At 61.3% G+C, this 13,182-nt stretch carries 13 protein-coding genes and 1 pseudogene; 8 read left to right on the top strand and 6 right to left on the bottom strand.

What is annotated here, in order from left to right; genetic code table 11:
• The first annotated feature begins 19 nt into the window (after positions 1-19).
• The gene (locus BS630_RS28545; protein ID WP_077980074.1) at positions 20-1,153 is read left to right on the top strand and encodes an ABC transporter ATP-binding protein; all 1,134 of its coding nucleotides are present in this window, start codon (positions 20-22) and stop codon (positions 1,151-1,153) included.
• A gap of 176 nt (positions 1,154-1,329) precedes the next feature.
• Here BS630_RS28545 and BS630_RS28540 read toward each other — a convergent pair whose 3' ends face one another.
• On the bottom strand, positions 1,330-2,226 hold the full coding sequence (locus tag BS630_RS28540; RefSeq protein ID WP_077980073.1) for a LysR family transcriptional regulator: 897 nt from the start codon (positions 2,224-2,226) through the stop codon (positions 1,330-1,332).
• A 132-nt stretch (positions 2,227-2,358) separates the two neighbouring features.
• Between BS630_RS28540 and BS630_RS28535 the strand changes: the two genes are divergently transcribed.
• From BS630_RS28535 to BS630_RS28520, 4 genes and pseudogenes are all read left to right on the top strand, one after another.
• Positions 2,359-3,345, top strand: a complete 987-nt coding sequence (locus BS630_RS28535) for an MBL fold metallo-hydrolase (protein WP_077980072.1) — start codon at positions 2,359-2,361, stop codon at positions 3,343-3,345.
• 92 nt (positions 3,346-3,437) lie between these two features.
• A pseudogene (locus BS630_RS28530) lies at positions 3,438-4,081 on the top strand (ABC transporter ATP-binding protein); the annotation flags it as partial.
• A 232-nt stretch (positions 4,082-4,313) separates the two neighbouring features.
• On the top strand, positions 4,314-4,691 hold the full coding sequence (locus tag BS630_RS28525) for a VOC family protein (RefSeq protein WP_077980071.1): 378 nt from the start codon (positions 4,314-4,316) through the stop codon (positions 4,689-4,691).
• A 19-nt stretch (positions 4,692-4,710) separates the two neighbouring features.
• On the top strand, positions 4,711-5,604 hold the full coding sequence (locus BS630_RS28520; protein ID WP_077980070.1) for an arginase family protein: 894 nt from the start codon (positions 4,711-4,713) through the stop codon (positions 5,602-5,604).
• Positions 5,605-5,855: 251 nt separating this feature from the next.
• On the opposite strand, the gene BS630_RS28515 is transcribed toward BS630_RS28520, so the two are convergent.
• The 5 genes from BS630_RS28515 to BS630_RS28495 all read right to left on the bottom strand — a co-directional run bounded on the left by BS630_RS28515 (position 5,856) and on the right by BS630_RS28495 (position 10,938).
• Complete coding sequence (locus BS630_RS28515) at positions 5,856-6,440, bottom strand: dihydrofolate reductase family protein (RefSeq protein ID WP_077980069.1); 585 nt, start codon at positions 6,438-6,440, stop codon at positions 5,856-5,858.
• A 108-nt stretch (positions 6,441-6,548) separates the two neighbouring features.
• On the bottom strand, positions 6,549-7,622 hold the full coding sequence (locus tag BS630_RS28510; protein WP_206112632.1) for an RNA polymerase subunit sigma-70: 1,074 nt from the start codon (positions 7,620-7,622) through the stop codon (positions 6,549-6,551).
• A 226-nt stretch (positions 7,623-7,848) separates the two neighbouring features.
• Positions 7,849-8,949 (bottom strand): D-TA family PLP-dependent enzyme, encoded by a 1,101-nt coding sequence (locus BS630_RS28505; protein WP_077980068.1) that lies wholly within the window; start codon positions 8,947-8,949, stop codon positions 7,849-7,851.
• Entirely contained in the window at positions 8,950-10,425 is a 1,476-nt protein-coding gene (locus BS630_RS28500; RefSeq protein WP_077980067.1) for a M81 family metallopeptidase, read from the bottom strand.
• Positions 10,426-10,455: 30 nt separating this feature from the next.
• Positions 10,456-10,938 (bottom strand): hypothetical protein, encoded by a 483-nt coding sequence (locus BS630_RS28495; protein WP_077980066.1) that lies wholly within the window; start codon positions 10,936-10,938, stop codon positions 10,456-10,458.
• Positions 10,939-11,049: 111 nt separating this feature from the next.
• Between BS630_RS28495 and BS630_RS28490 the strand changes: the two genes are divergently transcribed.
• Genes BS630_RS28490 through BS630_RS28480 form a run of 3 tightly spaced genes read left to right on the top strand, consistent with a single transcriptional unit; the run spans position 11,050 to position 13,124 of the window.
• On the top strand, positions 11,050-11,439 hold the full coding sequence (locus BS630_RS28490) for a RidA family protein (protein ID WP_077980065.1): 390 nt from the start codon (positions 11,050-11,052) through the stop codon (positions 11,437-11,439).
• 21 nt (positions 11,440-11,460) lie between these two features.
• On the top strand, positions 11,461-12,324 hold the full coding sequence (locus tag BS630_RS28485) for a MurR/RpiR family transcriptional regulator (RefSeq protein ID WP_077980064.1): 864 nt from the start codon (positions 11,461-11,463) through the stop codon (positions 12,322-12,324).
• 23 nt (positions 12,325-12,347) lie between these two features.
• Entirely contained in the window at positions 12,348-13,124 is a 777-nt protein-coding gene (locus BS630_RS28480; RefSeq protein ID WP_077980268.1) for an SDR family oxidoreductase, read from the top strand.
• Positions 13,125-13,182: the final 58 nt, after the last annotated feature.

The raw sequence follows: 13,182 nt of genomic DNA, 5'->3' as shown, positions 1-13,182 counted from the left end.
CGCCGGTGGAGACAGATTTTTGGGACAACTCCTTCTCAACAAAGTTCAGAAATTCTATGGCGATTACGAAGTTCTGAAGGGCGTGCAGCTCGAGGTGCGGAACGGCGAGTTCGTCGTTTTCGTCGGACCGTCGGGCTGCGGCAAGTCCACGCTCTTGCGCATGATCGCAGGTCTCGACGCGACGACCGCCGGCGACATCATCATTAATGGCGTCAGGGTCAACGATCTGCCGCCGGTCAAGCGCGGCATCGCCATGGTGTTCCAGTCCTACGCGCTTTATCCACACATGACGGTCTTCGAGAACATCGCCTTCCCGCTTCGCGTCGAAAGGATGGAAGAGGAAAAGCTCAAGGCCAAGGTGGAGAACGCGGCGCGCATCCTGCATCTCGAACAGCGGCTGCAGCAGAAACCCGGCATGCTGTCCGGCGGCCAGCGCCAGCGCGTCGCGATCGGCCGCGCCATCGTGCGCGAGCCAAAGATATTCCTGTTCGATGAGCCGCTGTCCAACCTCGACGCAGCACTTCGCGCCGACATGCGTATCGAGCTTGCCAAGCTGCACAGGCAGTTGAAGGCGACGATGATCTATGTGACGCACGACCAGGTCGAGGCGATGACCATGGCCGACCGTATCGTCGTGCTGGATTCCGGCGACATCTCCCAGACGGGCGCGCCGCTGGAGCTTTATCACAAACCCGCAAACCAGTTTGTCGCCGGCTTCATCGGCAATCCGAAAATGAATTTCCTGCCCGTAACCTGCAAGGGCGTCAGCGCCAATGGCGTCGAGGTGGATTATCAAGGCCAGACAGCCGTTCTGCCGGTGACGCCGCGCGACGGCATGGCCGGCAAGGCTTTAACGCTCGGCATCCGGCCGGAGCATATCCAGCTTGGCGGCGGCGATATCGTCTTTACCGTGACCCCGACAGTCATCGAGCGCCTCGGGGCAAATACCGTCGCTTACGCCTCGCTCAACGGAGAGTCCGAGAATTTCTGCGCCATGCTGCCGGGCAGCGTCGGCATCCGTGCAGACGCGCCGGTTGTAACGGGCATCAATGCCGCCGACTGCCATCTGTTCGATGAGGCGGGTATTGCCTTCGAGCGCCGCGTTGAGCTGACCGAAATCGATATGAACGTGATCAACCCGACGGCGGCTTGAACCGACTGGCTCCGTTTCAGAGGTTTGGGCGTCGCCAGTATGGCGGCGTTGCGCCTCTCGTTCAGCGATTTCTGGGGCGATATGTTACGAACTTAGGAAAGGCCAGCCGCGCCCCGAAGCATTCGGACCGTTTCGCGTGACTGTCATCAACCGAGCCGCGCCCGGCGACGAGCGCTTTAGTCCGCAACCCGCGCGCGTAGGCGGGGCAATATCCAATCGAGGAAGCAGCGCACCTTCAGCGACAGCGGATCGGCTGGTCCATGCATCACGTTCACAGGTAGCGGTTCCGGCGCGAACTCCGTCAGCAATTCCTGCAGAGCGCCGGAGCGCAGCTGATCGGAAATCTGGTAAGACAGTGCGCGGATAATGCCGATACCGGCCATTGCAGCCTGAATGGCCGCCTCCGTCGTGTTGACCGCGAGTTTGGGGTGCGGCTCGATGGCGAAGGCCGGACCGTCGCGGCGGTAGCGCCATTCCGGCGCGGTCGCAAAGCCCTGGAAGCTTATACCGTCATGTCGTGCGAGGTCTTCCGGCTGACGCGGCACGCCTCGCCGGGCCAGATATTCGGGGCTGGCGCAGATCACCCGGCGGACACTGCCGACGCGTGTTGTGATCAGGGCACTGTCCGTCAGGTGGCCAATTCTAAGAGCCACGTCAACCTGCTCGTCCGCCAGATTGATCTGCCGATCGACCAGCGTCAGGCGCAGGTTGATATTGGGTTGCTCCTTCAAGAATTGCAGCGAGATTGGCAGCAGATGACGCTCGCCGAAGGCAACAGGTGCGGTCACATGGAGCCCGCCACGCAGCGCCCCATGGTCGCCGCTCGCCTGCCGCTCCGCCGCGTCCAGCTCCTCAAGGATACGGCGTGAGGCGGCGACAAAGGTGCGCCCCTCTTCGGTCAGGGACAGGCCCCGGCGAGTGCGCAGCACCAAGGGCACGCCGAGGTGTTTTTCAAGATCGGCGACCTTGCGGCTGACCGTGGCAAGGGGGGCACGCAGTTGCCGCGCCCCGGCAGAAAGGCTGCCGGCATCGACCACCGCCAGCAGTACCGACATCGCGTCAAAACGATCCATGCAATCCTTCCGCTATCTGAGAGGAATGTTCTCAAAATGGCAGGATACCCTGCTGTTTGTGGATATCATAGCTTCACTTCGTTCACCGGCGCTGTTCGGTTTCCCGTATTGCCAATGATCAGGAAGGACGTCATGCCCACACTTTCGCGTCGTGCCTTTGCAAGCGCTCTCCCACTCGGCTTGGTTGGGGGAAGCCTTTTCGGCGGAGGAATGATTGAAGGCGCGTCCGCGCTTGCCGCGACACCGGCTACGGCCAAAGCGCCGGTCAGCGTTACGCCGCTCGCGCAGATCCGCATCGGTCGTTTCACGGTGACGGCGTTGACGGACGGCTATGCGGATATGCCCTATGATTATTTTCCGGGGCGAACCGCGGCGGAGGTCGAACAGGCGGCAGTCGCGCAGTTCACCGCCCGCGCGGGCGGGGTGCGGTTCCTGTTCAACCAGTATCTCGTCGAGGATGGCGAACGCCGCATCCTGATCGATGCCGGTGCGGCAGGCTCGATCGGCCAGACCGGCCAACTGCCGCAGGCGCTCGCCGCGCTCGGCCTGCAGCCCGACCAGATCGACGCGGTGATCGTGACGCATATGCATCAGGACCATATGGGCGGTCTGATCCTCGGAGGCAAGAACAACTATCCCAAGGCGGAACTCTATATAGATCGCCGCGACGTCGCGCATTGGACTGATCCGGCTAAGCGCAGCGGCGCACCCGATTATCTGCAGACCAGCTTCAAGATGGCCGACGAGGTCGTGCGCCTCTATCCGAGACTTCAGGCGATCGACGGAGAGCGAGAAATCGTGCCGGGCGTCTCAATTGTCGACCTGACCGGCCATACACCCGGCCATATCGGCGTGCGGGTCCAAGATGGCGGACAGAGCCTCATCATGGTCTCGGATATGATCTTTCCCGTCGTTCATCCTGGGGCGACCGACGTGTTCTTCCTGTTCGAGCAGGATCCTGCCGCGGCCAAAGCCATGCGCGACCGGTTCTTTCCTCGCGCCGCTTCCGAAGGCGCCCTCATCGCCGCCACGCACATGCCCTTTCCAGGGCTCGGCCGTGTCGTTGCCGACCATGGGCAGATGCGTTGGCAGGTAGCGGATTGGGCCCTGCAGAACTGAGGTCTGCTTGGCGGTCGCAAGGGTAGTGATCGCCATGACCCCTTCCGCGGGGCTGCACCGCGATTAAGCCATCCCCGCGGGGCCGCGACATCCTCGACGCAGCACTTCGCGCCGACATGCGTATCGAGCTTGCCAAGCTGCACAGGCAGTTGAAGGCGACGATGATCTATGTGACGCACGACCAGGTCGAGGCGATGACCATGGCCGACCGTATCGTCGTGCTGGATTCCGGCGACATCTCCCAGAGGGCGCGCCGCTGGAGCTTTATCACAAGCCCGCAAACCAGTTTGTCGCCGGCTTCATCGGCAATCCGAAAATGAATTTCCTGCCCGTAACCTGCAAGGGCGTCAGCGCCAATGGCGTCGAGGTGGATTATCAAGGCCAGACAGCCGTTCTGCCGGTGACGCCGCGCGACGGCATGGCCGGCAAGGCTTTAACGCTCGGCATCCGGCCGGAGCATATCCAGCTTGGCGGCGGCGATATCGTCTTTACCGTGACCCCGACAGTCATCGAGCGCCTCGGGGCAAATACCGTCGCTTACGCCTCGCTCAACGGAGAGTCCGAGAATTTCTGCGCCATGCTGCCGGGCAGCGTCGGCATCCGTGCGGACGCGCCGGTCGCGACCGGCATCAATGCCGCCGACTGCCATCTGTTCGATGAGGCGGGTATTGCCTTCGAGTGCCGCGTTGAGCTGACCGAAATCGATATGAACGTGATCAACCCGACGGCGGCTTGAACCGACCTGCTCCGTTTCAGCGGTTCGTCCTGCCAGGTCGGTTCCGGGGGGCGACATGACACGCGAAGCGATTGCGGCTGCCCGCCGGTAGAGTTCGGGTGATTTTCAGTCCACGAATGTCGTTGGGCAATCTCGTCCAGATACCAAGGTCCGGCCCATTGCGGAGGTTGTCATTGAGGGAACAATGACCAAAAGCTGCCGTTAAGGGGACAAAGCTGGAGCGGAGGTAGTTGTGATCCACCATGTCTCGGTCGGGACGAATGATATTGCGCGTTCAAAGCGCTTCTACGATGCCGTTTTGCCCATCGTCGGCATTGTGCCGATGGCCGAGGACGAGGGTGGACTTGGTTACGGCAGTGGTACGTTTCATTTCAGCGTCCAGGTTCCGATCAATGGAAAACCTGCGACCGTGGGCAACGGCACTCATATCGCCTTTGCTGTCGAGGACCGTTCGATGGTCAATCGATTTTACGCAGCGGCACTAAAATATGGCGGCAGCGACGATGGCGCTCCGGGGCTGCGGCCGAACTATGATGCGAACTATTATGGAGCGTTCGTCCGCGATCCGGACGGTCACAAGATCGAGGCCGTGACCTACTCCGCAAAATGACTCGCTCACGGAGGCGCGCATGCCGACCCTTCCCTATGCAATTCTCGAAGCCCCCTCCACGCTGGGCTTGGCGACCGAAGGTGTGGAGCACTTGCCCGACCGACTAATGGATCTCGGTCTTGCGGAGCGCATCCATGCGCACCGCGCCGAGCGGCTGGCCGTCCCTCCGAAGGACCCTATGCCCGATCCCGAGACCGGCATCCTGAATGCCAGAGCAATCGCGGCGTGGTCGCCCAAGCTCGCCGACGCGGTGGAAGCGGTGCTTGACTCCGGCAGATTTCCGGTTGTGCTGGGCGGCGATTGCACGATCCTAATGGGCTCGATGCTCGCGTTTCGACGGCGCGGCCGCTACGGCCTGTTCTTCATCGACGGCAACGCCGATTTCTTCCAGCCCGAGGCGGAGCCCCATGGCGAGGGCGCCTCGATGGACCTTGCCTTGGTCACCGGTCGCGGCCCGTCGCTCCTCACCGACATCGAAGGGCGCGGTCCGTCGGTCCGTCCCGAAGACGCCGTCGCCTTCGCATATCGCGATCATAAGGATCAGGAGGAGTACGGAAGCCAGCCGCTTCCCAAGGAGCTCAAGGCGATTGACCTTCCCGCCGTGCGCGCGATGGGCATCGAGGCGGCCGCGCGCGAAGCAGTCGACCACCTGACGCGAGAGGAATTAGACGGCTTCTTCATCCATCTCGACGCCGATTGCCTCGACGACGTCATCATGCCGGCTGTCGATTTCCGCGTGCCGGACGGGTTGTCATGGGACGAGCTAGAAACCGCGCTTCGGGTTGCCTTGGCGAGCGGCAAGGCAGTCGGTATCGAGATCACCATCTACAATCCGCGCCTTGATGAGGACGGCAGCGCCGGCCGCGGCCTGGCCGACGTACTAGCCGCAGCGCTCGGAGCAGCAGCGCAATGAACACGGCGAGCACGTCTGTTTTCCGCCGCGGTCACACATGGCAGACCTTCCGCCACCGGCCCGCTCTGGCCGTAAAGGCCGGTGGAGACACTTCCTAAGAGCAGACGTTCCCTCCGAGGCGAGTTTCCCGACCCCGCGCTACTCGCCTATGCTGGAAAGGCACTTCATCGAGCTGTTCCAGTTTCTCCGGCAACGCGGCCGCCCCGACGGCGTCCGCAAACAACTGCGATGCGTGGTGATCCAGCAACGCGTCAGTGCGCCCGGCAGTCGTAATGCAAGGCTGCTATATCCGAGCCTGCGAGCTTGCGCTGGCCCAGCAGCTTGAACGGTGCACTCAAGCCAGGCTCGAATGTACGCACGCCCTCACCCAACACGACGTTGCCCACCAGAAGGTGAAACTCGTCGACAAAGCCATGCGCAAGCAAGTTATTGAAGAGAATACTGCTGCCAAAGATCAGCAGGTCGTCACCGGCCTGAGCCTTGAGTTCAGCCAGCCGCGCATGCACGCGTGTCCTGCTGACAACCTCGGTGCCGGCCCAAGGAGAGGTTTTTGCCAGAACCAGCGTGTCGCTGGCGACGAGCTTGCGTGCAGCGTCGACACGCTCGGCGATCTCGCTTTGCACCGGGTCGTTGGTCGGACTGCGATCGACATTCGGCCAATAGGCCTCGAACATGGGGAACGTGACTGCACCGAAGAGCAGCGTGCCCGCGTTGCGCAAGAGTTCAAGATTGTGGGCGTCGAACGCCTCCCCCATTGGCAGCATGTCAAGCCGGCCATCCGGGCCGGCGCAGTAGTTGTCGAGGGAGCTCAGAATGCTAACGACGAGCTTGGCCATCGCGAATGTCCTTCTGCTGAACGAGTGATGCAGTCCCGAACCTTTCGGGCCTGTCGTTCCCTTAGAGACATAGCGATGCGGAAACTCATCGCTCCGTGGCGAAAATTCCTAGTGAAACTCGTCGCACATTCCGAACCGGCTGCAGACTGCAGGGTCAAGAAAGCTGTCGATGGCAGTAATGTGGCCGTCGTACACGCTCAGCAGCACGACGCCACCCGGCCGGAAGCGGTCGTCACCAGCTTGCTTCAGATAGCAGGCGAATCCGGGCTGGCCGTTGCCGCGTAAAGAGTGGAGCCGCCAGGGAGTCTCGAACACGCGTTCTGCGAAGAATTTTCCGACAAACTCGCGACCACTGAACCATGCCGGCAGCGGCGGCATTGTGAAGCGGACATCATCGGCTAGTAGGTTCACCATTGCTGTGACGTCGCGGCGTTCCCAAGCGGATACGAAGGCATGCAGCAGGAGTTCGAGCCCCTGCGCATCAACTTGCAGCATCTCGCTCGACTGCACGGTTGCGGGCTTCTTCGCCCTCACCGTTTGTCGAGAGCGCTGCAGCGCACTGTTGACTGAGGCCACGGTGGTTCCAAGGATGTCGGCGGTCTCGGTGGCCGAGTACCCAAGCACCTCGCGTAGCAGCAGTACGGCGCGCTGCGTGCCGGGCAAGTGCTGTAACATGGCAACGAATGCAAGTCCTATGTATTCGCGACGCAGCAGTATCGCTGCTGGATCTTCGTTAGGCGCACTCCCGTACAGCAGTTCGCTATCCGGCATTGGTTCCAGCCACACAGGCCCCTGCACCGGCTCGCCCAGTTCGGCTGTGGACCGAAGCGGCGGAGCGAGATCGCCTGACGCTAGACGCCGAGGGCGTCTCGAAATCATGCGAAGGCAAATGCGCGTGGCGATGCTGTTGAGCCACGTGCCGAGCGAACTGCGTGCCTCGAAAGACCCTAGGCCACGCCATGCACCCAGTAGTGTCTCCTGCAGAGCATCGTCGGCATCAAAGGGCGAGCCGAGCATGCGATAGCAATGCGTGTGTAGCGGCTTGCGATAGGGCTTCATGAGCTGGTCGAATGCCGATGTGTCACCAGCTCTTGCTTGCTGCAGCCACTCGCTTTCAGCTGGATCGGCCGCGTTCTTTACCACCACCTGTCGCACCGTGTGCTGTGACATGTCGAAGACCATGGGTTGGGCGCGCTATGGCCAGAATATTCGCTCTCCGATGGGCACCTTAGTCTGGACGTTCGCTTCCGAGAAGGTACGTATCTTACCGCTGCGAGCTTCCCCGACTGGCACATGACGTCACGCTTGCCGCTATTTGGACGCCAGGAGCCGCCTGATCGCGAGTAATTCATCGACAGCCGCGGCCTTTGGCGATCAGGGCCATTTCGCCCTCAGCCGCAACCGCCTCCTACCAGACGAGACCGCGGGCCGCGACATCCTCGACGCGGGTGACGATGCCGCCCCGATGGAAGACCATCGTATCGAACAGATTGGAGACCACACAGGTATGGTTCGGGATGATGAAGAGCTTCTGGCCGATCTGCGGCCGGGGGCCGGTGCAATTCGAAAGATCGATCACGCCGTGTTCTTCCGAGAGGCTGCTGATCCGCGCCTCTTGATAACCGACGATCAGGCCGTAATCGCTAAAACCCTGAAGATCCGATGTCAGCGCCTTCGAACCGGCATCGATGACGGCGCGGTCGGCGTTTGGCCGCGACACGACGGTCGCCAGCACGTGCATGGCGCAATCGTCCTCGGTACAATGGCCCATGCGCACCATCTGGCGATCATTATAGATATAGGTGCCGGCGCGGTGTTCCGTGACTGAGGTGACGAGATGCGCCTCGAAGAGGCTGGGCGTCCCGCCATTGCTGACGATCGGGCAGGTTATGCCTTCCGATGTCAGTTGTTCGAGTGCCTCGGTGATGAAGGCTTCGACGGCGGCGGCCGATTGCGGCTTCGGGTAGGTCACGATGCCGCCGAAGGTGAGGCCATCGGCAGCGGCGATGCGCCTGGCGAGCGAGGCCGCCTCACCCGGTGTCTGCACGCCACAGCGGCCGCCGCCGGTATCGCATTCGACCAGCACGTTCAGCGGCTTGTGGCCGGAGAAATGTGCTGCCAGCCCGTCGACCGTCACTTCGCTGTCGGCGACGACCTTGAGGGCCGAAATTCTCTCGTTCAACCTGGCCAGCCGCTCGAGTTTCTGCGGTCCGAGGATGTTGAAGGTGATGAGGATGTCCTCGAAGCCGGCTTCGGCAAAGACTTCGGCTTCCGTCACCTTCTGGCAATTGATGCCCTTGGCGCCCGCGGCAACCTGCGCGACGGCGAGAGCCGGGATCTTATGCGTCTTGATATGCGGGCGGAAGTTCAGCCCGTGCTGATCCATATAGGATTGAACGCGGTCTATGTTTGCCGCCAGCCGGTCTTCGTCGATCACAGGACGCGGCGTCGACAGATCGGCGATTCTGTCGCCTGCCTTGGCGATGACGGCAAACCGGTTGTCATGCATCTAGGCGGCTCCGCGTTCTGGTCCGTGTGGATCGGCGACGATCGGCCATATGGTCTTCGGTGCCCGCCGGTACGGCGTCGTCGCCGGATTATTGGGATAGGGCGTTCCGGCCGAGCAGTAAAGGATCTCCGCCGCGATCTTCGAGAAGGACGCGAAGAAGTGGTTGGTGGATTTGATCACCAGGATCTTCTGCCTTGCGGGGTCGACGCCCATCGCCGAAAAAAGGCTCGGATCGAAGCTTTGAGCGCGCGTCGAATTGAGGATAATGTCGATGCCGTCAAGCACGATATGTGCGGCATCGCCGAAAGGTGCGAGGCTCTCGCCGAACTGCATCTCTGCATTCTTCACCAGCTTGACGATCTTGACGGTGCCGTCGACGGGATTGCCGGTGCCGGGCGCCGACTTGGCGCCGAAGCGCAACGGAATTTCCGCCCCCTCGCCCGCCGCAAAACAAATCTGGACGGCCATCGGATCCCAGATGGTGCCGATCGCAGCACTCGTGACGCCGCGGGCCATGAGCTCCCCGAGGATAACAGTCGCATCCCCTGCCGTGCCGCCGCCCGGATTGTCCCAGACATCGGCGATAACGACCGGCCATGCGGTGGCAGTCATCGCGCGCGCGACGGCTTCTTTCTCGTCGATCTGCGGAACCATGAAGGTGCCGCGCTTCGAAAACAGTTCAAGGCCGAGTTCGCGCGCCAAATCCGCGCCCTTTTCCGGCTTATTGTCCGTCACGACAAGCAGCTTCGTTCCCATTTCGGGAACGTCGCCCACCATGAAGCCGTGGATCACCGAAATCGACAGGATGTCCGGATCATCCTTCTCGATCTGCATGATCTTGTCGACGAAGGAGCGCATGGGTTCGCGCGATGTCGGGAAGACGTCGATCATCCGGCAGTCGAACACCGACATGACCGGCCTGACATGGCCCTCGAGCGTCTCGACCGCAATGCGCCAGAGGTCCTCGGCGCGGTCGACGAAGTCCGTGTGCGGAAACTCTTTGAAATAGACGGCGAAATCGAGAGCGGCGACGCGTTTTGCGGTGAGATGGCTGTGCGGATCGAGCTCGGCGCAGATGAGGACATCGGGCCCGACGATCTCGCGGATGCGTGAGAGAAGATCGCCTTCCGTATCCTCGTATCCGGCTGCCACCATGGCGCCGTGCAGACCCATGACAACGGCGTCGACAGGCATCGCCGCATTGAGTTGGCCGAGGATTTCGTCACGCAATTCCTCGTAGGTCGCCCGGTTGACGAGGCCTGCGGGGTCGGCCCAGGTGGCGGTTCCCTCAATCAGTTCCCAATCCTTTTCCCGGGTGACGCGCCTTCCGACGGTGATCGGCGCAGTGCACAGCGTCGGCGTTTCGGGATGTTGACCGGGGGGTGCATAAAGCGAGGCTTCGAATGCGCGGCGATCCACGCAGATCGGGGAAAAGGTGTTGGTCTCGGTCGCCAGTGCCGCCGTGAAAATGCGCAAGTAAGTCGCTTTCGTGTTGTCGGCTCTGCTCTACCCCATCGGGTTCGGCAGGTAGCCGGTGAAACCTGAGATTTTCCAGCGTCCTCGGTGAAGCCTGCAATAATAGAGCGTCTGCCATTGCAGGACGTCCCGGGTATCGTCGCTCTTGGTAATGCCGCCGTCGAATTTCTTGCGAACGAGGGCCATTTCGCCCTCGATTTCGATATCCTCAAGGGTCGTTGTGGTGAAGATCGCCGTGCGCGCATCTTCTGCGAAACTCTGCTCGGCGAAATCGTTTGCCTGCCTCAGCCATTCCTGGCGATAGGCCGACAGCGTCGGAAATGCCAGACGCCACCTGTCGGGGCTGACCTGCTTCTGGGCATCGATACCGATAAAGCCCTCTTCGACGAAGTCATGTTCCACCATCGACCAATCGGCCGCCAGAAACGCATCGATATCGCGCGCAACGAGCATTTCCCAGATGGCATGCCGGGCGCTGTCGGACGGGAATGGATTCTGGAAAGGATCGCGCATATCAGCCCCGGATTGAAATTCTTTTCATAAATCGCGTTTTTCACTGGTCAAATTCTGCTTTCTATGGTCACTTGTCAACTTATCAAGAAAATAATTTGCAAGGACTCCAGCATGCCGATCAAGCGCTATGGCACTGTTCAAACGGGCGCCGGCGGCAAGGCGCTGCCTTTCGCACGTGCGGTCGAAGCCGACGGATGGCTGTATGTTTCCGGCCAGGTTGCGATGGAAAATGGCGAAATCATCGACGGCAATATTATCGCCCAGACCCACAAGACGATTGCCAACATCCTTTCGATCCTCGATGAGGCCGGATACGGCGTCGAGGACGTCGTGCGCGTCGGCGTCTGGCTCGATGATCCACGCGATTTCTGGACCTTCAACAAAATCTATGAGGAGTATTTCGGCGAACATCCGCCGGCACGCGCCTGTGTGCAATCGTCGATGATGGTTGATTGCAAGGTTGAGATCGACTGCGTGGCCTATAAGAAGAAGGACGCATAGCGAGCCATCGGGGGGACGGGTTTGGATATCTTTTCGACGTTGCAGGAAGATAGGGGTCGGCTCTCTCCCTCCGAGAGCCGCATCGCGGAGATCATTGTCAACGACTTCGAATTTGCCGTGAATGCCTCGATCATCGAGCTGGCGGAACGGGCCGAGGTATCGCCGCCGACCGTCACGCGCTTTTGCCGGCGGCTCGGCTGCGAGAGCTTTTCCGACTTCAAGGTGCAGCTTGCCCGCACCGCCCATATCGGCGTTCGTTATCTGAAACCGGAATCGAAAAGCACCGATCCGGCCGATGTCGCCCAGGATATCATCACCAAAGCCCAGAACGCGCTCTTTCTCCTGCACCGGTCACTCGATCTTACCGCGATCGAAGCCGCCGTTTCGCATATCGCCAAGGCCGATATGATCTATGCGTTCGGGTCGGGCGGCAATTCGTCGATGATTGCCGACGAGCTCCAGAACCGGCTCTTCCGTCTCGGGCTTCGTATCACCGCAAGTTCCGACCACAGCATGCAGCTGATGATGGCTGCCGCGGCAAGACCCGGCGACGTGTTGATCGGCTCGTCCTTCTCGGGGCGCAATATGGAGCTGGTGCGCGCCTTCGAGCTTGCCCGCCAGACCAAGGTGAAGACGATCGCGCTCACCCAGACGGCCAGCCCGGTTGCCAAGGCGGCCGAAATCGTCGTGGCGATCGACCTTCCCGAGGGCCACAATATCTATCGCCCGACCTCGACGCGCATAGCCTACATCGCGACGATCGATATCCTGTCGAGCCTGGTCGCCTATGCCGTTCAGCCGAAGGCGACGACCACGCTTCGGCGTATCAAGCAGCAGCTTGTCATTCACCGTGACGGCGACGACCGGCAATTGCTTGGAGATTGAGGGTCATGAACGGGAGCTACGGAATGACGCAGTCGATAGCCATCGTTACCGGCGCTGCAGGCGATATCGGCGCGGCGATCGCGGCACGGCTCGCCGATGACCACGACGTCGTGTTGCTCGCCGACATCGATGCCGCGGCCGCAGCTGCCGTGGCATTGAAGCTCGGGCCGGACAATCGCTTCATCGCCGTCCAAAGCGATGTGACCAGCGAGACGAGCATCGCCGAATTGGCAAGACGCGCTGCCGACGTCGGCGTGGTTCGAACCCTGGTCAACAATGCGGGTGCTGCCCGCGCGACCAGCCTGCATGAGACGACGCCCGAGATCTGGCGGGCGGACAATGCGCTTAATCTCGAAGCGGCATTCTTATGTTTCCGCGCATTCGAGCCCATGCTGAAGGCCTCGAGGGGTTCGGTCGTCAACATCGCCTCGGTCAACGGCATGCATGTCTTCGGACACCCGGCCTATAGCGTCGCTAAGGCAGGCCTTCTGCATTTTACCCGACTGGTCGCCGTGGAATACGGCAAGTTCGGCATCCGGTCCAACGCCGTCGCGCCCGGTACGGTAAAAACGCAGGCCTGGGAAGCACGCGCGGCAGCCAATCCCAACGTTTTCGAGGAAGCGTGCCGCTGGTATCCGCTGCAGCGCGTCGTCGATCCGAAAGATGTCGCCAATGCCGTGGCCTTCCTCGCTGGTCCCCTGGCCGCAGCGATATCAGGCGTCTGCCTGCCTGTCGATTGCGGCCTCACGGCCGGCCAGGCCGAACTCGCGCGGACCTTTTCACAATCGGAACATTACTGAAACCCTGAGGAAGACAAGAGGGGCAGGTTGTGAAGCCGGCTTACGTCTGATCGATGAC

This window comes from Rhizobium laguerreae, assembly GCF_002008165.1.
Taxonomy (GTDB): Bacteria; Pseudomonadota; Alphaproteobacteria; order Rhizobiales; family Rhizobiaceae; genus Rhizobium; species Rhizobium laguerreae.
Note: the sequence above shows the minus strand (reverse complement) of the source record. Positions and strands in the feature narration are given on the sequence as shown.